This window comes from Arsenophonus endosymbiont of Crataerina pallida (assembly GCF_964020125.1).
GTDB lineage: Bacteria > Pseudomonadota > Gammaproteobacteria > Enterobacterales > Enterobacteriaceae > Arsenophonus > Arsenophonus nilaparvatae.
The window spans coordinates 1,623,090-1,645,571 of record NZ_OZ026540.1 but is presented as its reverse complement, the minus strand read 5'-3'; the positions used below and the strand labels follow the sequence as shown (position 1 = coordinate 1,645,571).

General features: G+C 44.7%; 33 protein-coding genes and 1 pseudogene. 29 read left to right on the top strand and 5 right to left on the bottom strand.

The features are described 5' to 3' along the window. Positions 1–127: 127 nt before the first annotated feature. A complete protein-coding gene (locus AACL31_RS08890) occupies positions 128–427 on the bottom strand; it encodes a hypothetical protein (protein ID WP_310513657.1) in 300 nt (99 codons plus the stop codon). A 377-nt stretch (positions 428–804) separates the two neighbouring features. On the opposite strand from AACL31_RS08890, the gene AACL31_RS08885 reads away from it, so the two are divergent. Next, a complete protein-coding gene (locus tag AACL31_RS08885) occupies positions 805–1,044 on the top strand; it encodes a hypothetical protein (RefSeq protein ID WP_310513645.1) in 240 nt (79 codons plus the stop codon). Here AACL31_RS08885 and AACL31_RS08880 read toward each other — a convergent pair. From AACL31_RS08880 to AACL31_RS08870, 3 genes are all read right to left on the bottom strand, one after another. Continuing rightward, positions 1,013–1,246 carry a hypothetical protein gene (locus tag AACL31_RS08880; RefSeq protein WP_310513069.1) on the bottom strand — a complete coding sequence of 78 codons (234 nt, stop codon included), beginning with the start codon at positions 1,244–1,246 and terminating at the stop codon, positions 1,013–1,015. The two genes, AACL31_RS08885 and AACL31_RS08880, sit on opposite strands and share 32 nt — an antisense overlap. Before the next feature lie 32 nt (positions 1,247–1,278). Next, complete coding sequence (locus AACL31_RS08875; protein ID WP_339053345.1) at positions 1,279–1,413, bottom strand: hypothetical protein; 135 nt, start codon at positions 1,411–1,413, stop codon at positions 1,279–1,281. 245 nt (positions 1,414–1,658) lie between these two features. Continuing rightward, complete coding sequence (locus tag AACL31_RS08870; RefSeq protein ID WP_339053943.1) at positions 1,659–2,318, bottom strand: LexA family transcriptional regulator; 660 nt, start codon at positions 2,316–2,318, stop codon at positions 1,659–1,661. 121 nt (positions 2,319–2,439) lie between these two features. Here AACL31_RS08870 and AACL31_RS08865 point away from each other — a divergent pair, with 121 nt between their 5' ends. The 4 genes from AACL31_RS08865 (at position 2,440) to AACL31_RS08850 (ending at position 6,406) form a co-directional block, all read left to right on the top strand. Continuing rightward, entirely contained in the window at positions 2,440–2,691 is a 252-nt protein-coding gene (locus AACL31_RS08865; RefSeq protein ID WP_310513082.1) for a helix-turn-helix transcriptional regulator, read from the top strand. 3 nt (positions 2,692–2,694) lie between these two features. Beyond that, positions 2,695–4,977 (top strand): virulence-associated E family protein, encoded by a 2,283-nt coding sequence (locus AACL31_RS08860; protein WP_310513081.1) that lies wholly within the window; start codon positions 2,695–2,697, stop codon positions 4,975–4,977. A gap of 312 nt (positions 4,978–5,289) precedes the next feature. Then, positions 5,290–5,721: an antiterminator Q family protein gene (locus AACL31_RS08855; protein WP_339053349.1), complete on the top strand. Its 432-nt coding sequence runs from the start codon at positions 5,290–5,292 to the stop codon at positions 5,719–5,721. A gap of 115 nt (positions 5,722–5,836) precedes the next feature. Further along, positions 5,837–6,406, top strand: a complete 570-nt coding sequence (locus tag AACL31_RS08850) for a hypothetical protein (RefSeq protein ID WP_339053350.1) — start codon at positions 5,837–5,839, stop codon at positions 6,404–6,406. Here the strand turns inward: AACL31_RS08850 and AACL31_RS08845 are convergent. Continuing rightward, positions 6,387–6,536, bottom strand: a complete 150-nt coding sequence (locus tag AACL31_RS08845; protein WP_339053351.1) for a hypothetical protein — start codon at positions 6,534–6,536, stop codon at positions 6,387–6,389. The two genes, AACL31_RS08850 and AACL31_RS08845, sit on opposite strands and share 20 nt — an antisense overlap. A 200-nt stretch (positions 6,537–6,736) precedes the next feature. On the opposite strand from AACL31_RS08845, the gene AACL31_RS08840 reads away from it, so the two are divergent. From AACL31_RS08840 to AACL31_RS08735, 24 genes and pseudogenes are all read left to right on the top strand, one after another. Beyond that, a complete protein-coding gene (locus tag AACL31_RS08840) occupies positions 6,737–6,958 on the top strand; it encodes a phage holin family protein (RefSeq protein ID WP_339053639.1) in 222 nt (73 codons plus the stop codon). After that, positions 6,918–7,400 carry a lysozyme gene (locus AACL31_RS08835; RefSeq protein ID WP_339053942.1) on the top strand — a complete coding sequence of 161 codons (483 nt, stop codon included), beginning with the start codon at positions 6,918–6,920 and terminating at the stop codon, positions 7,398–7,400. The genes AACL31_RS08840 and AACL31_RS08835 overlap by 41 nt, the downstream gene beginning before the upstream one ends. Then, positions 7,370–7,750: a hypothetical protein gene (locus tag AACL31_RS08830; RefSeq protein WP_339053941.1), complete on the top strand. Its 381-nt coding sequence runs from the start codon at positions 7,370–7,372 to the stop codon at positions 7,748–7,750. Before AACL31_RS08835 ends, AACL31_RS08830 begins: the two co-directional genes overlap by 31 nt. After that, complete coding sequence (gene lysC / locus AACL31_RS21010) at positions 7,665–7,892, top strand: Rz1-like lysis system protein LysC (RefSeq protein ID WP_422389277.1); 228 nt, start codon at positions 7,665–7,667, stop codon at positions 7,890–7,892. Before AACL31_RS08830 ends, lysC begins: the two co-directional genes overlap by 86 nt. Next, on the top strand, positions 7,882–7,950 hold the full coding sequence (locus AACL31_RS21005) for a hypothetical protein (protein WP_409013970.1): 69 nt from the start codon (positions 7,882–7,884) through the stop codon (positions 7,948–7,950). Before lysC ends, AACL31_RS21005 begins: the two co-directional genes overlap by 11 nt. Before the next feature lie 36 nt (positions 7,951–7,986). Then, positions 7,987–8,538, top strand: a complete 552-nt coding sequence (locus AACL31_RS08825) for a terminase small subunit (RefSeq protein WP_310513187.1) — start codon at positions 7,987–7,989, stop codon at positions 8,536–8,538. Between the two features lie 165 nt (positions 8,539–8,703). After that, positions 8,704–10,325 (top strand): annotated as a pseudogene (locus tag AACL31_RS08820) (TerL protein). Then, positions 10,322–11,722: a DUF1073 domain-containing protein gene (locus AACL31_RS08815; protein ID WP_339053940.1), complete on the top strand. Its 1,401-nt coding sequence runs from the start codon at positions 10,322–10,324 to the stop codon at positions 11,720–11,722. Before AACL31_RS08820 ends, AACL31_RS08815 begins: the two are co-directional and overlap by 4 nt. Then, positions 11,631–12,386 (top strand): phage minor head protein, encoded by a 756-nt coding sequence (locus AACL31_RS08810; RefSeq protein ID WP_339053453.1) that lies wholly within the window; start codon positions 11,631–11,633, stop codon positions 12,384–12,386. The genes AACL31_RS08815 and AACL31_RS08810 overlap by 92 nt, the downstream gene beginning before the upstream one ends. Before the next feature lie 5 nt (positions 12,387–12,391). Then, positions 12,392–13,603 (top strand): DUF2213 domain-containing protein, encoded by a 1,212-nt coding sequence (locus AACL31_RS08805; RefSeq protein WP_339053636.1) that lies wholly within the window; start codon positions 12,392–12,394, stop codon positions 13,601–13,603. A gap of 3 nt (positions 13,604–13,606) precedes the next feature. Then, the gene (locus tag AACL31_RS08800) at positions 13,607–14,125 is read left to right on the top strand and encodes a structural cement protein Gp24 (protein ID WP_422389268.1); all 519 of its coding nucleotides are present in this window, start codon (positions 13,607–13,609) and stop codon (positions 14,123–14,125) included. A gap of 9 nt (positions 14,126–14,134) precedes the next feature. Next, a complete protein-coding gene (locus AACL31_RS08795; RefSeq protein ID WP_339053088.1) occupies positions 14,135–15,076 on the top strand; it encodes a DUF2184 domain-containing protein in 942 nt (313 codons plus the stop codon). A 35-nt stretch (positions 15,077–15,111) separates the two neighbouring features. Beyond that, positions 15,112–15,300 carry a hypothetical protein gene (locus AACL31_RS08790; RefSeq protein WP_339053635.1) on the top strand — a complete coding sequence of 63 codons (189 nt, stop codon included), beginning with the start codon at positions 15,112–15,114 and terminating at the stop codon, positions 15,298–15,300. Next, positions 15,251–15,661 carry a DUF4054 domain-containing protein gene (locus AACL31_RS08785; protein WP_339053634.1) on the top strand — a complete coding sequence of 137 codons (411 nt, stop codon included), beginning with the start codon at positions 15,251–15,253 and terminating at the stop codon, positions 15,659–15,661. The genes AACL31_RS08790 and AACL31_RS08785 overlap by 50 nt, the downstream gene beginning before the upstream one ends. Beyond that, complete coding sequence (locus tag AACL31_RS08780; protein WP_339053633.1) at positions 15,658–16,206, top strand: hypothetical protein; 549 nt, start codon at positions 15,658–15,660, stop codon at positions 16,204–16,206. The genes AACL31_RS08785 and AACL31_RS08780 overlap by 4 nt, the downstream gene beginning before the upstream one ends. After that, entirely contained in the window at positions 16,193–16,582 is a 390-nt protein-coding gene (locus AACL31_RS08775; RefSeq protein ID WP_339053939.1) for a head-tail adaptor, read from the top strand. Before AACL31_RS08780 ends, AACL31_RS08775 begins: the two co-directional genes overlap by 14 nt. Next, positions 16,572–17,123 (top strand): phage neck terminator protein, encoded by a 552-nt coding sequence (locus AACL31_RS08770; protein ID WP_339053631.1) that lies wholly within the window; start codon positions 16,572–16,574, stop codon positions 17,121–17,123. The genes AACL31_RS08775 and AACL31_RS08770 overlap by 11 nt, the downstream gene beginning before the upstream one ends. Next, the gene (locus AACL31_RS08765) at positions 17,123–18,601 is read left to right on the top strand and encodes a DUF3383 domain-containing protein (RefSeq protein ID WP_339053938.1); all 1,479 of its coding nucleotides are present in this window, start codon (positions 17,123–17,125) and stop codon (positions 18,599–18,601) included. Before AACL31_RS08770 ends, AACL31_RS08765 begins: the two co-directional genes overlap by 1 nt. A gap of 9 nt (positions 18,602–18,610) precedes the next feature. Continuing rightward, positions 18,611–19,051: a phage structural protein gene (locus AACL31_RS08760; RefSeq protein WP_339053364.1), complete on the top strand. Its 441-nt coding sequence runs from the start codon at positions 18,611–18,613 to the stop codon at positions 19,049–19,051. Further along, positions 19,051–19,461: a phage tail assembly chaperone gene (locus AACL31_RS08755; RefSeq protein WP_339053115.1), complete on the top strand. Its 411-nt coding sequence runs from the start codon at positions 19,051–19,053 to the stop codon at positions 19,459–19,461. Before AACL31_RS08760 ends, AACL31_RS08755 begins: the two co-directional genes overlap by 1 nt. A gap of 11 nt (positions 19,462–19,472) precedes the next feature. Then, on the top strand, positions 19,473–19,652 hold the full coding sequence (locus AACL31_RS08750; RefSeq protein ID WP_310509987.1) for a DUF6889 family protein: 180 nt from the start codon (positions 19,473–19,475) through the stop codon (positions 19,650–19,652). Further along, complete coding sequence (locus AACL31_RS08745; RefSeq protein WP_339053937.1) at positions 19,639–21,606, top strand: lytic transglycosylase catalytic; 1,968 nt, start codon at positions 19,639–19,641, stop codon at positions 21,604–21,606. The genes AACL31_RS08750 and AACL31_RS08745 overlap by 14 nt, the downstream gene beginning before the upstream one ends. Beyond that, positions 21,606–22,190, top strand: coding sequence for a phage baseplate protein (locus tag AACL31_RS08740; RefSeq protein ID WP_339053366.1), 585 nt, complete (start codon positions 21,606–21,608; stop codon positions 22,188–22,190). The genes AACL31_RS08745 and AACL31_RS08740 overlap by 1 nt, the downstream gene beginning before the upstream one ends. Beyond that, positions 22,180–22,479 (top strand): phage baseplate plug family protein, encoded by a 300-nt coding sequence (locus AACL31_RS08735; protein WP_339053118.1) that lies wholly within the window; start codon positions 22,180–22,182, stop codon positions 22,477–22,479. The genes AACL31_RS08740 and AACL31_RS08735 overlap by 11 nt, the downstream gene beginning before the upstream one ends. Positions 22,480–22,482: the final 3 nt, after the last annotated feature.

The window sequence follows — 22,482 nt, the reverse complement described above, 5'->3', positions numbered from 1 at the left end:
GAGTTGCCTGATATTTCTGGCGCGTCAGGCTCGCCCCCTTTGTGGTTTACGACAACACACAAAACAGGTATATCAATAATGAGTGACTAGCCTGGTTGACGATTGGGAAGCCTGGTTACCGTATACATCATGAATTGGCAAACCCAAAATTCTTATTGTTTTTACCAGGATCTTTACTAGCTCTTTTTTCTAGCTCTTCTGTTTCAAGTGCAATAAAACCGTCTCTGATAGCCGATGCAAGTGCTTTCGCCCTGACATTATCGATAGCGCGATTTGAATCCATTTCTGCCTGTAATGCATACAGTAGCGCTTCGCTGGCTTTCTCTTGAGATTTTTCACTCAATTCTTCAAATTTCATCATTTCTCCTAAATACCAATCGGTTTTGGCGGTGTGTGCCGGAGGTATCCGGATTATATCTACAGCCATATTGGTAGTGCCCTGGTGTTGGTTTTTAACTTAATGGCTGTATTTTGGTTATTCACACACCCCAAAACCGACTGTTTGGCGCATCATCTTTCTTGCTCTGACGCTACAGGGAAATATTTATCCAAGAATGTTTGTAGTAAAGCGAGGAGTTTTTCAGCCTTGGCTTCCCATCTACCAATAAAAAAACTCAAATCAGTATTTTGAACTACACCAAGATAAAAAACGATTGGGAGAGCAAGAATTATAAATAAAAACCTAATCGAAATATTGATATATCTGAGCATTTTGTTCACCGTAAAAAGGGCTAAAGCGCGGTGCTTGTTAACGTAATTTATTCATTGCCTGCTTTTAACCACGTCAGGCGAGGTGGTATCCTTATGGTTCGATTAACTTATAAGGAAAAAGTAATGTCCAATAAAAATGAAAAATTTGTATGCTATAAATACGATGCTCGCGCTTTAGCGGTCGAATACCTTAGACGTTGTGATAAAAAATTTACCCCTGAAGAATATCTTATTGAAGTTCTTAAACTAGAAGATGTTTATCAAAAAATTATTGAGGATGCTGGCAGCAAGAAGTCTTTAGCTATTTGGAAGAAGCTAGGCCAGAAAGATTAAAAACCATTCCAACTACTATCGCCTCGGCGGTAGTTTTTGCAGCGTTAATCACGTCTTCTTTTTCTGCACCGTTTTTCACTAAATGTGTCACAACGTCTAAAACCGCTTGCTCCACCGTATCCATACAGTGATGAACAATTTCTTTATCAATTTCTTTCCCGTCAATAATCACGGTTTTCCTACTTAACTGTTCGTTATCCATGTTTGACCTCTTAATTTAATGTAATTTAGCGTTTAACTGTCGTCACCCACCATAGGCCACTTCGCAAAATGACCTATAATTAGTGTTTTTTGCGTTTGCATTTCTTTTTCTGTCAGTGTTGCCCTTTCACGACCATTTTTATCAAATGGGGCTAATCTTCTCGCCAACCGGATCGCGTTTGACGGTACATCGCATTTTATGCGCAGGGGTCTATACAGAAAAATCTGTGCGGTTCCGACTTTCTAAATTGTTAAAGAGCGATGGTTTGGTTATATTATAAAATTAATACATTTTGTTTTATAGAGAATATAAGTATAAAAAATCACTGTCAATACAAAATGTATTTTATTTTTATGCGGGTAAGAAAAAACCCACATATTTGTGGGTCAGATTAGGGATGATTAGTTTTTTGTTATATAAGATCTAGATATCGCGAAGATTTGACAATAGCGGCTACAAAATATACGACTTCAATCTCTTTTTCGGACATAGTTAACGGCGGATGTTGTTGATTTATACTGAGAAACTGGTAAGTTCCTTCTCTGTTGTAACCTAATCTTTTAATCATATTTTTACCTTGTTCTGTGCGAACAAATACATCGTCACCTGCGGTGATAGATGTGCTTGGTTCTATAACAACAAATTCTCCTGAATTTATCCGAGGAAACATACTATCGCCTTTTACTCTAACTGAAAAAGCTCGCGGATCAGCGCTGAATATTTGCAAATAACCAGACAAATTTTCAGACATATCAAATTCACCATCAATTCCCATCATAGCTTCTCCTACTACAGGAACTGAACCTTCTTTGAGTACCCCTATAAATTCTATCTTATCTTGTTTGATTTCTTTTACATTAGCATCTGAATTCAAATTGATTTCAGATATTCCAAGTACTTTCATAATTTTAGCTATATCTTCAATACTCGGTTCTCTTCTCCCGTTAAGCCAATGAGCGATTGCTCCTTGTGTTTTTCCAAGTATTTCTCCCAGTTTCTCCTGAGAGAGCCCTTTTTCTTTCATTTTGGTTTTAGCCAAAACGTTCCACTTTTGTCTGATATTCATGTTCATATAATTATTATTACACTCCGTAATTTTTATGGAAGTGACAATATGTAATATTTATTTACGATTTTAAATTACGTAATGTATTTTTGTGGTATTCTAGCCAATTGAATATAGGATTTTTAAGATGAACAACCTAAAAAAATTAAGAAAGCAAGCTGGTATGACCCAAGCGAGACTTGCTAATGCCTTAGGGTTAACTCAAGGAGCTGTTGCGCACTACGAAAAAGGTATACGTAGGCTTAATATTGATATTGCGAAAAAAATTTTATCTGAATTTAATAGTCGAGGGATTTTTTGTACCTTTGAGGATGTGTTTAGTTCGAGATCATATAGCGTTAATAAAACTCTAACTCCGTCTAACACTAAGGCCAAATAACCCATGCAAATAAATTATTCTGTCGGGCGTAGTGTTACTGATCAGCGCCCGAGTCCTGCTGTTGCTGGCTCTTTTGCCGAGTATCAGCAGGCGATCAAAAATTTAACCAAACCTATTAATATTAGTCCAACCGATACAAAAGCCATTTTCGACAAAAAGAAAAAAGCCCTTAATTATATCTGGGGTGCGATGAAAAATGCCAAGAAAGGGCGTAACGCACTTAATGCGGGTAACCGCAGCGTGTTATGGCTTGACATGGATGGGTGTACCCTGGACGCGTGGGAAATGCTTACAGGCATTCTAGGATTTTATCAATGTTTTGCCTATACCACCGCAAGCCATGAACATCCTGTTGCGCAGGGTGAACAACGCTGGCGTATTGGTTTTTTGTTATCCCGTGAGGTGACTGCCTCCGAGTATGCACAACTAGGGCCACGGATTGAACAGGAGTTGATGGATTGTTTCGAATTGCTCAGTGATCTGGCGATCAAGTGGGACCGCTCAGTCTATGAACCTTCGCATATGGTTTTTGCTCCTCATGAAGGGGCAAAGTATGAAAGTTTTGAAGGCACAGTGGTTGATGTGGATACGCTTTTAGCCTCCGATAATACGCCTGTTATTGAGCAGGTTGATCTCCCTAAGCCCGATAATGACGATTTAACCCGTTTAGTCGATTTGCAAAATATTAATGATCAGACGTTTGAAGATTTACGTTCAGCTATGTTTCATCCACTCGTGTTGGCTGATGCAGCACCAAGAAGCGATAAACACGATGCCTGGGCAGCAATGGGGTGTCGTCTTGCATGGTTTATTGGGACGGAATTTGAAGAATGGGCGAGATCGATTTGGTTAGAATGGTCTGCCAAAGGTGGCGGAAGTCAAGATGATGTCGATATAGCAGCAAAGCGGTGGGATGACGGTAAACTAAAGGCTGAACGCACGGGTTATCAGTCGATTTTTGCCCTTGCACAGAAAAGAGGATGGGTAAATCCCGGTGCCGAGCGATTGAAAACGGCGGTTGCTACAATTGATGAGTTCGACGATCTAACAGACCCTACTGAAAATTCAAAATGGCCTACGTTTAAACGCAATAAAACGTCAGGCCAAATAGAAGCCACCATTGACAATGCGGCTAAAGCGGTTATGTGCCCTGATTTTGTCGGGGTAGAAATTCGCTTTGATACTTTCCGAGATGAGATCATGTTTGCGCCTGTTGGCACTAAAGCGTGGCAAACCTTTACGGATGCTGATTATTCCCGATTGCGTATCACAATGGAAAAGCGAGGGTTTAAAGCGGTTGGACGTGAATTAATTCGCGATGTGGTATTACTGGTCGCGGACGAAAATCCTTTTGACTCAGCGATGGAATGGCTAAAAAGCCTCGAATGGGACGGCATACCGCGTATCGAAAAGTTTTATCATACCCATTTTGGCACTGAGGATAGCGCTTATACCCGTGCGGTATCGCGCTATATGTGGACAGCCCTTGCGGGACGCGTATTAAAGCCAGGTATCAAAGCGGATATGGTGCCGATCTTGGTAGGTGCGCAAGGTGCTGGAAAATCTTCTTGCGTGGCGGCGTTATCCCCTGATCCGGCTTTTTTCACTGAAATTTCCTTTGCTGAAAAAGATGATGATCTGGCGCGTAAGATGCGCGGTTGTCTGGTGGCAGAAATTAGCGAATTACGCGGACTTAATACTAAAGAACTGGAATCCATCAAAGCCTTTGTCACGCGGACACATGAAAAGTGGATCCCCAAGTTTAAAGAATTCGCCACCCAATTTCCCAGACGCTCATTAAGTATTGGTACGACAAATGAAGACGAATTTTTAGGCGACAAAACCGGTAATCGGCGTTGGCTGCCTGTTGAAGTTGGGAAAATGGATGTAGAAGGTATCAAAAAGGATGTGATTCAGTTTTGGGCGGAAGCGCGAGAACTATTTAACGAAACGGGTATTCAATTTCAAGAAGCAGAGCAATTGACTAATCAGGTACATGAAAAATATTTTATCAAAGATGCATGGCAGGAAATTATCGAGCGTTGGTTAGATGAACCGGATTTAATGACCGGACAAAAACCACGGGCACGGCAATTTTTACGGTCAGCGGATATTTTACGTGAAGCATTGAACCTGGAAGCAAAAAATATATCGCGAAGGGAACAAATGCGCATTGGTAATGTTTTACTAAATTGTGGGTATAAACAAATTTTGCGTCGCGTTGATGGAAAAGTTTGCAGGGTTTGGGAGCAGTGTAACAACCTGCAACGGCCTGTAACGACCTAAAATCCATTAGGTTGTTACGCTATTAACTTATTTAATATCAATAGGTTAAAGTTAGTGTAACGACCGTAACAACCTTTTTGTTATTAATATCCTTAGGTAAGTATATAGCGTACAAAACAGTACATAGAAGGTTATAGGTATCTTATATATATATGTATTTAATAGAGAAAAGGTTGTTACGGTTGGTACGGTTGTAACATTCATTTAAAATCAATAAGTTAAGATGTAACAACATAACGCTTGTGTGTCGTTACGGTTGTTACACCTATGAATGCCAAAAACATTGCCGTTCACAACAGGTGCGAAAAGATCATGAGCAGAGACATAGAGAAAATACTACTCCACTGGGGCGGTTGGTGTACGGGTGATCCGTACGCATCGGTGAGCTGGTTGCCGGTGGCATCGGGCTTTAACCGCTTCATGCCGTTTACAGGCGCAAATCGTTTATCGTGCAGTGATGCGGATGGGCTGGTGATTGATGTGTGCGTCAGTCGTCTTAACACGGTGGGGATGGCCAGAGAGTTGAATTACATCGAGGACTATTATATCCGTGGCATATCCAAGCGCGCCATCGCGCGAAAGTTTGCGGTACGAGAGGATGAGGTGCGAAAAAGAATGCAAATTGCGGAAGGCTTTATTTTGGGATGCTTAGAAACCCTTGATATTCAATTAGATATCGATGTATTGTACAAATATCATACAAACAGTTATCAAACACTGGTGCGGCCGCAAAAGGTATGCTAAAGTGCCCATGATGAATTTTTGCGTCCAGCCGAAATGTACGCTGATAAATAAAACCTCGATTAAGTATTTTTTGCTCACCTCGCTTTTGCGAGGTTTTCTTTTTTGTGGGGTGGGGATGAACAAACTTCCAAGTGATTATTTCCTTGATGTGGATGATGACCTATTGGCATTTCTTGAAAAACAAGGTGAGGAGTGCGCTAAAGAAATTTACAAGTCGAATACGGTTAATATTGAAAACGCGTATAAATTGCTAAACATTTTGATAGTAGGCATTGGCTCCGCTTTCTTGCTCTTAACGCAAAAGCCAATTTTTGCGTATTTAACGATGGGTTTAGCTACCTTCCTGATGTGTTGGGTGCTCTGTGCAGGGTATCTGGTCTTGTTCTGCTTACGACCAAATATTAGAGGTGCTGTGTTTACTTCGCCAAACAGATTGTATACGCAACCTTACAAAGCCATTTGTGATACCGATTATAAAAATTTAGAAATCAAAGGGTTCAAAGCGCAAAGAAAACCCTTAACGCTCATACGGCGTTACCGGCTAATTGATTTATGTGCTACCGCGGATGAATTGATTGATATTAACATCAAAATTAGAAAACATTTAAATAGAGTGAGGATCGCAACAATCCTCACTCCAATATTATCAATGACAATATCTGCAATTACTTATTACTTTTTTTGATATTTTTCGCTGAATCCCCGACAACCATACGTTTTGTTGTGAAGTCTTTAGCACCTTGTTCTGGCGTGGTTTTTCCGGCGTTAGAAGATTGGGTGTTGTTTTCACTTGGTGATTGTTTTTGGTCAGACATAATTTTCCTTATTTTGACATTGGTTTATTTGACGATTTAACAATATCAAATACGGATATGTGCCGCCAGTCGCTTAACTGGCTTTATTTCGCTTTGGCATTTACGCCACCGCAATACTGACAAATCTAATAATCGAAACGAGTAAGGCGGTTGGCTCCCCTGTTTAATCCAAGCAATGGAACCCTCAACAAGGAGGGTATATGCGCATGCCTGAAAAATACTCAACCCCAACGGCCTATCTCTGGGGCATTATGACGACCATTTTAGGTTTTTTTACCCTTGAGGAGTGGGTGGCTATTGTCGGTATTGTCTGCACGATAGGGACATTTTTAATCAACGTGTACTACCGCAAAAAGGAGTACAAACTCAAGGAGCGTCAGTATGAAAATACCGAAAAAAATAGTGATGGCAACAGGCGGTAGTGCGTTGTTTCTAGCCTCAAGCATGATAACCCATTTTGAAGGGTTGAGACTCAAACCCTATTTCGATGGGGGTGGTGTGCTTTCCGTCTGTTACGGGCACACAGGCAACGATATTGAGCGTAACCGAACTTACACCAAAGCAGAATGTGATAAGTGGCTTGATGACGATTTGAAAGTGGTTAAACGTTATGTTGACCCGTTGATTAAGGTCAGTATCAATACGCTCACTCAGGCAGCCCTTTACTCATTTGCCTACAACGTGGGCGTCGGCAATTTTGCTAAATCCACCTTGCTTAAAAAGCTCAACACAAATGACCGAAAGGGCGCATGTGATGAGATGAAGCGATGGATCTACGATGAGGGTATAAAACAAAAAGGGTTAATGACTCGCAGGGAAATAGAGAGCGTAATATGTTATGGCGACCTTACGCATTTGTCGTAGTGATTATTGCAGGATTAATCTTATGGGCATCTTGGTTGTTGACATCCTTAAACGAAGTCAGGGCATTAAATGCAAAACTCACCGTTGACCTCAATAAACAGGTAGCCATCACGACTAATGCATTTCAGTCAATGAGGGTAATCAATGATATTGCACAAATTAATAGTGAAACCCGTCAGCGTAAAGCGGTTGACTCTGAAGCAACACAAGCAGCAATTAAAACGCATGTCGCCAATCGGGATTGCGCCAATCGCATTATCCCTAATGGTGCTGTTGTCGAGTTGCAGCAGCACACGAGCCGAATACGTTCAGACCCCTCACATTCCGATACCCTCTCACCTACTCGCTGACTGCTTGCCGCCAGCGATTGCGGGTATGATGACATGGCGTGATAGCCTGATACTCAATGAGCAGTTACTGACAGTGATTGAGCAGTGTAATCTTGACAAACAGGCAATAAAGCGAATTGAAGCGCAGAGAAATGATAGTTGAGAACGAAAAGCAGACAGAATATTTACAGCGTTATATCAAGACGCAGTGTAGTGGCTAATTTTAATTGACCATGACAAAAGTAGAGGAAAGGGAAATGGCACTCACAGACAAACAGGAAGCATTTTGTCGAGAGTACCTGATTGATTTAAATGCGACGCAGGCAGCAATAAGAGCGGGGTATAGTGAAAAAACAGCACATGAACAAGCTAGTAGGTTGTTAGCAAATGTTAAGGTTGAAAAAAGAATTCAGGGGCTTATGGAAGCGCGAAAAAACCGCATGAATATTGACGCTGACTACGTTCTTAAGCGACTGGTTGATATCGACCAGATGGATGTGTTGGATATTATTACCGAATCAGGTGATTTAAAACCGATTAAAGACTGGCCTAAAGTGTGGCGAACAACATTAAGCGGTTTTGACATTGCAGCCATACGAGTTGATGGCGCAGAAGCATTGCTCAAAAAAATAAAGTGGCCTGACAAAATCAAAAACCTTGAGCTTTTAGGTAAGCATATCGCTGTTCAGGCTTTTCGCGAACAGATCAGTAATGAGCACACCGGAAAAGCGGGTAATCCTATTGAGCATATTACCCATGACATGACCCCTGAACAGGCGACAGAAGCCTATAAAAAATTGATGGGGTAAAGGGTTAAAACAGCTAACCTATTTTTATAAAAAATAATATTAAATTAAAAATATTGATTTAATATCAATTAATTATATAAATTAATTTTAGTAAAAATATTTCATATGTACACATATATGTGCAAAATATTTTTTTGACTCGCTTTTTTCCCCGGACAAATTCCTATGCCATTACCGTTCCCTTTTGACTTTAAAAAACCGGATTATGTCCAGGTGTTTGAGTGGCGCGCTGAGCGATTAAAGCGTCTTCGGGAGCAGCCGGAAAGTCTTAAGCTATTAACCCGATTTTATAAGGAAAATCCCGCGCAGTTTATTATTGACTGGGGCATGACAACAGACCCACGTAACATTGATTATGGACTACCGGTGACTATTCCTTTTTTGCTTTTCCCGAAACAAGAAGCGTGGATTGATTGGATAATGTGCCGCTGGCGTGGACGTGAAAACGGCATTACCGAAAAAAGCCGGGAAATGGCTTAAGCTGGACGTCAATTGCGCTGGCCTGTTCTTTATGTCTCTTTAACAAAGAGATGGTGATTGGCTTTGGTTCACGTAAAGAGGAGTATGTCGACAGCACAGGTGACCCGAAAGCGCTGTTTTGGAAAGCGCGCAAATTTGTGGAAACGTTACCTCAGGAGTTTCGAGGTGGCTGGGAAGCAAAAAAACACGCGCCTTATATGCGGGTCAACTTTCCAGAAACCGGCGCTATCATCAAAGGTGAGGCGGGGGACAATATCGGACGGGGTGACCGGACGACACTCTATTTCGTTGATGAGGCTGCCTTTTTATTTCGTCCATTATTGATTGATGCTGCCTTATCGCAAACCACCCGTTGCCGCATTGATTTGAGCTCGGTCAACGGCATGGCCAATCCGTTTGCCCAAAAACGCCATAGTGGCCGTATTCCAGTATTTACTTTTCATTGGCGCAGTGACCCGCGTAAAGACGAAGAATGGTACGAGAAAGAATGCCAGAAAATTGATAATCCGGTCATTGTGGCGCAAGAGCTGGATTTGAACTATCAGGCGTCGGTTGAAGGTGTCTTAATTCCGGCCGAATGGGTACAGGCAGCAATTGATGCCCACACGAAACTTGGCATTAACCCAACCGGTATCCGCCTGGGCGCCTTTGATGTGGCGGATGAGGGCAGAGACAAGAACGCCTTTTCTTGGCGTCACGGCTTTTTACTTGAAGGTATTGAGGAATGGTCGGGAAAAGGCAGTGATATTTTTGGCAGCGTTGAGACCGTTTTTCAGTTAGCCGATAAGTATCAGCTAGAGAGCTTTCGCTTTGATGAAGATGGATTAGGGGCAGGTGTGCGAGGGGACGCTAGAATTATCAATGACCAGCGTAGACAAAAAAGCGCCGCACGTATTGACGCCGTGCCGTTTCGTGGCAGTGGTGGGGTGTTTGACCCAGACAAAGAAGCGATCGCCGGATTTGATGGACAGAATGCACGATTAAACAAGGATTTTTTCGCTAATGCCAAAGCACAAAGTTGGTGGCATTTACGCAAACGCTTTCAAAATGTTTACCGAGCGGTAGTCGAAAAACAACCCTTCAAACCGGATGAACTGATTGCCATTAATGGTGCAATGCGACTCAAAGACAAACTCATCGTTGAATTATCGCAGCCAACCTATTCCATCAATGCCGTGGGGAAAATCGTAATAGATAAACAACCCGATGGGACAAAGTCCCCCAATCTAGCCGACTCGGTGATGATTAATTTTGCGCCGATGAACACGGCACTTGAAATCTGGACACTACTGGGTAGAAGCGCATGACAAAAAAGAAAAAATCATTCTCTCAAAAAACCGTTGATGGGTATGAGAATTTTACCGCTCGGGTCGGGATGCAAACACCCAATCAACATGCGGATTCGACTTATCGCCCTGATTGGACAAGTCGAAACCGGTTATTACTCGAATATGCTTATCGCTCATCGTGGATCATTGGTGCGGCTGTCGATACCGTCGCCGACGATATGACACGAAAAGGCGTGCGTATCACCTCACAAATGGAGTCGAGCGACAAAGGGGAAATCGAATCTTTATTTGATGAACTGGAAATCTGGGAAAGCCTGAATAATGCCATTAAGTGGTCACGGCTCTACGGCGGCGCATTAGGGCTTATTATGATAGAAGGGCAAGCGCCTTTTACACCATTACGTATCGAGACGATAGGACAAGGTAAATTCAAAGGTATTTTACCGCTTGACCGTTGGCAGGTTAACCCGGATTTGAATCGTCGTATCAAAACGTTAAGCAAGGACCTAGGTAGACCAGAATTCTACGACATTGTGACCGTTGAGAACGGCATTCCTGCCTGGAAAGTGCATCATAGCCGCCTTATCCGTTTTGACGGTGTGACGCTCCCTTATCAGCAAGCCAAAACCGAGAATGAGTGGGGCATGTCGGTCATTGAACGTATTTTTGACCGGTTAACCGCCTTTGATAGCACCACAACCGGTATTGCGCAATTGGTGTATAAAGCGCATTTACGAACATTCAAAGTGAATAAGCTCCGTGAAATCATCGGTTTTGGCGGCAAGCCATACGAATCGCTGATGAAGCACATGGACATGATACGTCAGTACCAGAGCAACGAAGGGATGACGCTCATGGATACGGACGATGACTTTGAAACGCATAGCTATTCGTTTTCAGGATTAGATAACGTGCTGACGCGGTTTGCTGAACAGATTAGCGGAGCGACAGGTATTCCCTTAGTCCGGCTGTTTGGTCAATCCCCGTCAGGGTTCAATACTGGCGATGCCGATTTAGCCAATTACTACGACAATATCGCCACGCAACAATCAAGGCGATTAAAGCAACCGTTAAGGAAGCTATTTGAGATAGCGCATCAATCGGCATTAGGTAAACCCTTACCCGATGATTTTAGTTTTGCGTTTAATCCCCTTTGGCAAATGTCAGACATGGATAAGTCTACCGTCGCGGTTAACATGATTAATGCGCTCAATGCCGCACAGGATGGCGGCATGCTGTCAGTGAAAGCGGCCATGTCCTCGCTACGGGATTTGTCCGATGTTATCAGTATTGGCAGTACCATCACCGATGAGGATATCAATCATGCGGAAGACGAACCGCCGCCAAGGCTCAGTGCTGTCCACGCAGCGACTGTCAAAACGGGCGGAAACCCAATATCGAACGAGCCTGAGTAAGGTTGCCCGCGAAATTGGCGCTATTATCAACCAACGCTACGACGGTTCGAATGATTCAGTGCTGGACATTCAGCAAGCATTAGAGGATTACAGCGAACTTATCGAGAGTTGGGCAAGGCGGGTAGCGACAAAATTTGTCGACACGGTATCACAAGATAACGCGAAATTGTGGCAACAAAATAGCCATGAAATGAGCGGGGAACTCAAACAGTTAATTGCTCAAGCACCCGTGGGGCATGTCATGCAGTCTATTGTCCATGAGCAAATCAAGTACATTAAATCGCTGCCAATGGATGCCGCTGATAGAGTCTACGATATCCAAAACAGAGCGATTGAAGCGGTAGTGAACGCCGAAAGACCTGAACATTTTACCACAATGATAGCGCAATCCGGTCAGGTGGCGGCATCGCGGGCAAAGATGCTAGCCCGTACCGAACTAGGCCGAGCAACGCAAGCCTTAACTCAAGCGAGAGCATTGGCAATTGGCTCAACCGGCTATATTTGGCGTACCGCCCATGATGGTGATGTAAGGCCATCACACAAAAAACTGGAAGGTCAATTTATCGATTGGCACAACCCACCTACCCTGGATGGTATGACAGGGCACGCGGGCGCATTACCCAATTGCCGTTGCTACTGTGAAGTCTCTTTTTCTGACAGATAAAACCCATGAAATATTATTTTGAAACCCGTCTTGGTAACACCCGTTACCAGATGGCGGACGGCTCGCTATTGTGTAAAAACGTACCGATTGCCCGAACGGGCACGCAGGTTTATTCCGCCTTGGATTTGCCGAAGGTCAAACCGGATAGCCGCGGACAAATCCTGGTAGAAAGAGAGGAAAGTGACGTCTTTCGTCCCGAAACGCTGGCCTCGTTTGAAGGGATGAGTGTCACACTACTGCATCCCGAAGATGAAGAAGGCAATGTCATTTTTGTTGATACCGACAATTGGCGCGATTTAGCGCAAGGGCATGTGCAAAACGTTAGACGTGGAGAGGGTGAACAGGCGGATTTAATAATCGCGGATTTGATTATCAAAGATGCGCTCGCTATCGAGGAAATTAACAACGGCAACGACGAAGTCTCGTGTGGTTATGACGCGCAATACGAACAGATTGCGCCTGGCATCGCACGTCAGTATGAAATCGTTGGCAATCATGTCGCTCTGGTACCTAAAGGCAGAGCGGGAATACGATGTGCAATTGGAGACAGTATGTCAAACAAAACGCAAACCTGGTTCAAACGGCTACTAAGTGCCCATCGCACGAAAGACGCCGTGGCAATGGAATCAGTCCTAAATAATCCGCCTGAATCCCTCACCGGTGATGAAGGCACCGGCGAGTTACCGAAGGCGATTAATATTACTATCAGCCCTCAAAATCCGATGCCAGCCGAAAAACCCGAAGTCGTGACCCGTGATGAGGGGGTACCGGATTACATTCAAGCCATTTTGACAAGGTTAGATGCCCTTGAGGGTAAAACCGCTGATAGTGGCGATAAACCGGAGGATAAAACAGACGGTACTGTTGATGACGAGGAAAAAAACGAAAAGGCAGAAACCATTACCGGCGATGCGGCATATAAAGCAGAGTTGATTATGCCAGGGGTAGCCCTTTCAACACCGGTAAAACCCACGGCCTTTAAACGTCAGGTGTTAGCAAATGCCGATCAAAACATCGTACGTTCAATTGTCGGGGATGCGGAAATTAACCGATTACCCAAACGCACCGTGGATATGGCGTTTAATGCGGTGGCAGAACTGGCGAAAAATCGCAATACCGCCAATACCTTCACGACAGATTCACGCCAAAAATCCGGCAATACTATCGCCGATTTAAACAAGGCAAATGCCGAATTTTGGGCAACACGAGGCAAATAAAAAATGATGAAACCTTATTTATACCGGATGCCAGTTGGCATTGCCGGTGCTATCTCACGCTATCGAGATTTAACAACGGAGCCCGTTTTGCTGAAATCTAAAGACGGTTTTCCCGCCTATGGATTAGCCGGGAAATATGACGGCGATTATTTTGTGCCGCTTGCCGAAGGTGATACCGCTGATGTTATCAAAGGCATCTATATTCGTCCTTATCCAACAACGCAAACGCAAGATTTTATTCAACAAGTCGGGAAAGATAAAAATTTCACCGGTGATGCGCTAAAGCGAGGCTATGTGATGGTGAATGTGGGTGTGGATAGCGAACAGGTTAAAAAAGGCGCTAAGGTCTATGTGCGAGTGGCAGGGGCAACGGATAAGAGCCCACTGGGTGCTATTTTGATTGCCGAAGAAAAAACAGGGTCAGGGGCATCAGAAAAAACCAATACCGTGATATTGAATAATGCTGAGTTTACCGGCCACGGTGATGCTGACGGCAACGTTGAAATCTCGTACAAAATTTAAGGAATGACTATGTTAACTTTTGACCAACGCACGATTGATTCAACGGGTGCGTTTTTAATCGGTGAGCTTGAGCGTTTAGACCCTACAATTAATATGCCTTTGGTGCAATACACCAACAGTCGGGATGTGCAGCGCAGGGAAGATGTCTCGATTGCGGATGAAATTTCGAGCTTTACCCGTACCGGATTTGCAGCAGCAGGCAGTGGCGCTAATCCTAACGGTAAAAACTGGATTAGCATGGATTCCACCGCATTAGCGGGCATCAATATCGATATTCAAAAAAAGGGTTTCCCTCTGCCACTGTGGGGAATGGAGTTGGGCTGGACGGTTGTCGAATTACAATCCGCCAGACAAGCAGGTCGCCCCGTGGATGCACAGAAACATGAAGGGATGCGTCTGAAGTGGAATATGGATATGGACGAACAAGTCTATATTGGTGATACCGGATTGGGCATTAAAGGCTTGCTGAATCTTGACAATATCAAGACTAACAATGCCTCCAAAACCTGGAGCCAGTCCACCGCTGATGAAATCCGTGACAGTATTAATAAAATACTCAGTGATGCGTGGGCAGCATCGGCCTACTCGATGGTTCCCACCGACTTACTTATTCCGCCTGAACAGTTTGCTCACATATCCAGTATTATCGTTTCGAGCGCAGGTAATCAGTCACTGTTAACGTATCTGAAGACCAATACCATTGCCTATCACCAAAACGGGGTGCCACTCAATATTTACGCGGTGAAATGGTTAAAAGGGCGAGGTGTCAGCAACAAAGATCGCATGATCGCTTATACCAATGATAAACAGTATGTTCGCTTCCCGATGGTGCCGTTACAGAGTATCCCTATCCAATACCGCGGATTGTATCAATTGGTGACTTATTATGGTCGTCTGGGTGCGGTTGAAGCGGTTTATCCGGAAACACTTGCTTACTGCGATGGTATCTAAGCCCCTTATTGGGGCTTCATTTTTGGAATCTAATTATGCGAATTCAGGCAAATTGGGGAATGGAGCTGGGATGGACTCCCGTTCAGCTGCAAACCAAAGAAAACGGGAATGCCAAGACCGAGAAAAAAGGGAAAGAAAAAATCAACCAGGAAACCGAAAATAAAGAGGGTATTGATGAGTCAACGGAACAAAAACCTGCCAACGGTACAACAATTTCGCAATGATTTTCCCCAGTTTAACGATGAGGTTAAATTTCCAGATGCGCAAATTCAGTTTCGATTAACTTTAGCCGACAAATTCCTGAGCGAAAATGTCTCAGGGAGTGAAGTTTTTCCTTACTGGGCGGGGCTGTTCGTGGCGCATTACCTCACGCTTTATGCCATGGATTCGCGTTATTTACAGGCGGGCGGTGTGGGCGGTTCAAGTTCAGGGGTGGCAACCTCTAAGTCAGTGGATAAGGTGAGTGTCAGCTATGACAACAGCGTGACGCTAAACCCCGATGCCGGATTTTGGAATAACACCCGTTTTGGCGCAGAGTTTTATCAGTGGGTGTTAATGTTTGGCACGGGAGGAAGGCAATTATGAAAAGTGGCGTTACGTTACGTGTTGACAAGGCCAGTGAATTTTTTGATGCCCTCGTTCAACTTGGCAAAAAAGAGGTACTGGTCGGAATTCCGGCTGAAAATAGCGAACGGGAGGATATTCCCTTTAGCAATGCGGCGATTGGTTATATCAATGAGTTTGGCTCACCGGCAAAAAACATTCCGGCAAGACCGCATTTGATACCGGGCATTCGTTCAGTGGAACCCAAAACCACTGCTGAATTGAAATCTGCCGCTAAAGCCATTTTGGATGATCAGCCGGATAAAGCAGAGCAAGCGTTAAATCGAGCAGGTCAGATCGCCGTTCAAGGCGTGCAAGCCGTCATTACTCAAAGCAAATTTGTGCCACTGGCGGACAGTACATTAGCTGCCAGAGCAAGACGTGGGCGCAAAGGCGCGGCACAAGAGCTTGAAAATCGAAAAGCCGGTTTAGCGCCGGATAATGCCAACGCGAGACCCCTGATTGACACCGGCATCTATCGTCGTTCGATCACCTATGTTGTGAGGAAGAAAAATGCCAATGCTTGATGTGACTGATGTGCTTTTTGATCCGGATTTTTGCGATACCACACTCACTTACACGCGGCGTGAAATTTTGATTGATGATGACGGTATTACTTCGACAAAGGAAAGTACGTATCCTTTTTCAGGCGTGGTAACCGTGGACAGTGCGCTTGAAGCACAAATACGAACTTCTGGGCAACTGGTCAGTGGGCGAATACTGGTTGTCACCACAACCCGATTGATCGCCGGTGAGACCTATCATATTGGCGATATTGTTACCTATCAGGGGCGCAAATATCTGGTGAAATCCGTCGATCCTTACACCGCTTACGGTGCCGGATTTGTGCAGGCGCATTGTGAATTGATGCCGTTTGACGGGGGATCCTACTTTGAGCAATAACAGCAGTGCCGAGGCGGGATGGTTAACGCCCTTTAATGATAATGCCCTATACAATGAAGCCCTCAATCGCCTGTTAAGTCGTTGGGTTGGTGGTGTTTCTGGCTTGGTTGAAAAACAGGTTTTACCCCGTTGGCAAGCAAAGCCCGCACCATTGCCACCACCGGATACCGATTGGTGCGCGTTTGGTATTATCAATATTGAAAGTGACGCCAATCCCGCTTTAGTTAATCAAAGTGATGAATCGAGCGAGCTTTGGCAGTACGAAACCTTAACCTGTATGGCCTCTTTCTACGGAAAAGAGGGCATGTATTACGCCGCCCGATTTCGGGATGGCATTATGCTCAGTCAAAATAACGCCGAACTGAATAAGTCCAATCTTACCCTCGGTAGCCACAGCCAAATTACCGCGTTTCCTGAGCTTATCAACAATCAGTGGGTGAACCGATTTGATATAACCGTTCATCTACGTCGCAAAGTGGTGCGTCGCTATCACATAAAATCAGTGACAGATGCCCACGTCACGTTTTTGGGAGACAAATAATGTCAACAGGTTTACCCGTTTCAAGGGTGGTTAAGGTCACGCTTGATATGTCACCGCGTGCCGCAAGTCGCCGTAATTTTGGTTCACTACTCATTTTAGGTGATTCACCCGTTATCGATCCGCTTGAGCGATTACGGGCGTATTCCAATATTGAGGAAGTCGCCAATGATTTTGGTACAACCGCACCCGAGTATCAGGCGGCTTCACTCTATTACCAGCAGTCACCAAAACCCGTCGATTTATACGTGGGACGCTGGGTAAAAGCAGCCTCACCCGCATTATTGCGCGGTGGCATTTTGTCCGAAGAAGAGACAAAAATTAACAATTTTAAGGCGATTACCGATGGCGCGATGAATATCAGTGTAAACGGAAGAACGGTTAAGTTAAGTGCCATTGATTTTTCGCAAGAAACCAATTTAAACGGTGTTGCCGCCCGAATTGGTGAAAAAATGAGCACGTCTACAATAACGTGGAATAATAACGATAGTCGATTTGTGATGACATCGAATACGGCAGATAAAACAAGCGCAGTGGGTTTTGCTTCCGCACCGGAATCAGGTACCGATTTATCGGCGTTGTTGAAACTAACCCAAGAGAGTGGCGCAACCCCTGTTTTAGGTATGGACGGTGAAACTATCGTTGATGCGGTTTCAACATTGGCGGATTTTTCGAGCGGCTGGTATGGACTGGTGGTAACCGCTGCGCTTTCTACCGATGAAGTGAAAGGTATCGCCAACTTTATTGGCGCGGCCGGAAGTTCCCGCGTTTTTGGGTTTACCACCCAAGATACCGCCGTACTGGATAGTACGAAAGCGGATGATATCGCTTCTGTTTTGAAAAAAGCGAAATATCAACGGGTCTTTACACAATATTCTTCATCAACCCCCTATGCAGCAGCCTCTGCTTTTGGACGGGCGTTTTCAGTGAATTTCAACGGCAATAACACCACGATCACCCTCAAATTCAAACAGGAACCGGGTGTTAAAGCGGAGACGTTGACTACGTCACAGGCGAATACGCTGGCGGCCAAAAACTGCAACGTGTTTGTCAATTACGATAACGACACCGCCATTATACAAGAAGGCGTGATGGCCAATGGTGATTTTTTCGATGAACGCCATGGGCTGGACTGGTTGCAAAACTTTGTGCAAACCAATCTGTATAATCTTTTGTATACCAGCCCCACCAAAGTCCCTCAAACGGAGCAAGGCAGCACGCAGCTTCTGACCAATGTTGAGCAATCGTTAGCGCAGGTGGTCACTAATGGGCTACTGGCACCGGGGGTATGGAACGGTGGCAGTATAGGTCAATTAACAAGCGGGGATACGCTCACCAAAGGATATTACGTTTATATTCAACCGCTGGCAGTGCAGGCGCAATCTGAGCGCGAAAAACGCAAGGCGCCGCCGATTCAGGTTGCCTGTAAGTTAGCGGGTGCCGTGCATTTCGCGGATGTCTTAATCACCATTGTTCGATAAGGAGAGAAAATGGCCGCTTATAGTTTTGCTGATGTTTCCGCCACGCTAACCGGCCCCACGGGGGTGATAGATTTGGGCGCTGGCTCGGCGAACTCGGAAGAAGGAATAGTGGTGACAATGACCGAAGCCAAAAACACCATGACCATTGGTGCTGATGGTGAAGGGATGCATACCCGACATGGCGGAAAATCCGGCACCGTTACGGTCAGTCTGATTAAAGCCTCACCGGTTAACAAAAAACTGATGATCGCCTATAACGCGCAAAGCGTGTCATCTACCCTTTGGGGTAATAACGTGATTGTGATCCGTAATCCGGTATCTGGCGATATGATCACCGCGCGCAGTTGTGCGTTTCAAAAAATACCGGATTTGCAAAATGCAAAAGAGGCGAATGTTTTAGCATGGGTCTTTGACTGCATTAAGATCGACGCCTTATTAGGAGAATTCTAGTGGAAATTGAAATTAACGGTCATGAATATCGAAGTCAAAAACTCAATGTGTTTGACCAGCTTAAGGTGACGCGAAAGTTATTGCCGGTGTTATCCGGTTTAACGGGTGAACTGCAAAAATTACAGCAAGGGGAAATGCCAATGGCAGCGGTGTTACCCATTATGGCAAATTCCATTGCCCAAATGAGCGATGAAGACTGTAACGCGATTTTGCACCCTTGTTTAGCCGTGGTTTCACGCAAAAATGCCAAGGCATGGACGCCGATTTTTCGCCAGGGCGAATTGATGTTTGATGATATTGACTTAAAAACCCTGCTTGAGATTGTGGCGCAGGTGATTGGAGATTCCCTCGGTAATTTTTTTCACGCACCCCAAGGCGACGAGACAGCCAGCCTCCTGTCGCAGGATTAACCCTGGATTCAATGCCGGATGGTAAAGACTTTTTACGCCTTCCTGTTAAGTATGGGTACATAAAATTCGACAAATTAAAAGATGGCTCAATCGATTTGGCAGATTTAGCAGAAATGAATGAGTGGATAGATATCGAACAGGATAACGAAGCGCGAATTGCGCGTTGGAGAAATCGCCATGGCGAATGCTGAAACGTTGCAAGATTTTCTCATCAGCTTAGGTTTTAAGGTTGATGACAGTGGCCTGCGAAAATTTCAGTCCGTTGTTACGGGGGTGAGTGCCAATGTTATCAAACTAGGTGCGTCGGTTGAGGGGGCAGCGCTTGCCGTCGTGGGATTTACCACACAAATTGCCGCCGGTCTTGATAAGATGTACTGGGCGTCACAGCGTACAGGCGCTAGTGTTAACGGCATGAAAGCATTAGGGTATGCCGCCAGTCTCACCGGCAGTAGCGCAGAAGCGGCAAGAGGTTCACTTGAAAATCTGGCACGATTTTTGAGAAACAGTCCGGGTGCTGAGGGGTTTTTAAATCGTCTTGGGGTGCAGACCCGTGATGCCAATGGCAATTTGCAGGATATGAGCGCTATTTTTACCCGTGTGGGGAATAAACTGGCCTCAATGCCCTATTACCGCGCCAATCAATATGCCCAACTGTTAGGCATTGATGAAAATACGCTAATGGCCATGCGTAGAGGGTTGAACAAATTTTCTGCTGATTACCAGCGTATGCTTAAACAAACCGGATTTAACGCAGACGTTGCTGCCAAACAGTCCAACCAGTTTATGACCTCGATGAAAGGATTGACCGGGTTATTTGGTATTTTACGCGATAAAGTCGGATCAAACCTAGCAGGGGGGTTGACTAAAGAGATAGACAATCTGCGCAAAATACTGCTGGATAATTTTCCTAAAATTGAGAGAGTATTAACCCGTCTCATTAGTGGCATTATTCGAGCCGGTGAAATGGTGGGGCGCGTTATCTGGCGAATGAGTCAGGCGATCGAGCAGATTTTTGACTGGTGGCGCAATTTAGACGGAAAATCTAAAAAACTCATCACTACCTTTAGCGGATTGGCAGTGGCTATCTGGGGGCTCAATCGGGCATTCTTTGCTTCGCCCATCGGGATTATCACCGGTCTTATCGCGGCCTTATTGTTACTTTGGGAAGACTACCAGACGTGGAAAGAAGGTGGAAAATCCTTTATCAACTGGTCTAAGTGGGAAGGTGAAATCAACCAGGCAAAAGCGGCATTTAAATGGTTAGGTGAAAAATTAACGGGATTGGTTGACCTGGTGGGTGGATGGAAAAATGCACTTGAAATCTTAGCAATTTTTATTGCGGGCGCGTGGGTAAGTAAGGTATTGGGCGCTTTTAGTAAAATAGCGAAGTTACCTATCCCACCTTGGCTGAAATTGTGGAGTCTCTATGCGGGGTATCTGATTTCAGATAAAGATAATATTAGTGATAGCGCAAGCGCATCATGGGATTACAACACCCGTCAAGTCAAACGTGCGATCGGTAACGGTTTGCGTTTTTTTGGTATTGATAATGACTGGGCAAACAAAAATCAAGGCAGCAATATACCGGATAATATCGCTGATGTGCCTACCGGCGATATTCCACGGGGTATTCGTAATAACAATCCGGGTAATTTGAATTTTGTTGGACAACGCGGTGCAGTACGTGAATCACCTAACGGAAGATTCGCCAAATTCAATACCGCATTTGAGGGCTTACAAGCACTTTCTTCACAGCTTAATCGCTACGCTGAAAGGGGATTAAATACCGTTGAAAAAATTATTAGCACCTGGGCTCCCGCCAGTGAAAATAATACTCGTGCCTACATTGATAAAATATCCGGTAAATTAGGGGTTTCCCCTGACACCGTGTTGAATCTGTCCAATCCGACGGTCATGACATCGCTCATGTCTGGCATCGTTGAGCACGAAAATGGCAGACAGCCGTATAGTCAGGCAATGCTCTATCATGCCGCAAATGCGGGTATGCGAAATAATATTGACCAGAATATCACGATCAATGTTGAAGGCGCATTAGACCCCCACGCTACCGCCAATGCGATTGCCGATAAACAAACGGGCGTTAACGCCAGACTGATTGGACAATTAACCCAGCGAGCCTACTGATGGATATCCTTTCTACGCTTTTTTCACAACGATCGCGCAAAATCGGTTTGCTGGTGCCGGATGTCATTATCTCAGAAAAACATCACGACACCCTTGAAATCACAGAACATCCGGTTGAACTGGGCGCGGAAATTGCCGATCACGCTTACAAACGTCCGGCGGAAGTGACCATGGAGGTGGGTTTTTCAAGTGGTGGATCTCTACTGGATTTTTGGGACACGGCAAAAGTGGCTATTCGCGCAGGGTTAAGCGCACCGGAAATCTACCAGCAAATTTTAGCGCTTCAAGCCAGCCGTCAACCGTTTGATGTCATAACAGGTAAGCGCAAGTATAAGAATATGCGCATTCGCGCTATCGAGGTGACCACGGATAAGCACACAGAAACCGTGTTGATGGCGATATTAACCTTGCGGGAGCTTAACATCACCCAAACCCAAACGGTTAATATCAAATCTACCGATGCAAAAAATATGCGGGAAGGGAATACAACGAGTGGCGTGAGTAATACCGGTATGAAAACGCCAAAACCCGTTGATAATCGCAGCCTATTACAGCGAGGAGCCGCATTTTTCAATGGAAATTAACGAAATACCGCTTACCCCCACCAACCAGCAATTTACGATTAAGCTATCTGATACTGTTTGGCAGTTTCGCCTTATCTGGCGTGATAGTGCGGGCTGGGTGCTGGATATGCTCACGGTTGACAATCAACCGGTGATACAGGGTATTCCGCTGATCGTGGGTGAAAATCTACTGGCTCAATATAGTCACCTTATCAGTAAAGGAAATCTCGTTTTGCTATCAGATGAAGAAAGCGATATCAACGCGGATACGTTGGGCGCAACCGTAAAATTATACTGGATCACGGACTGATTG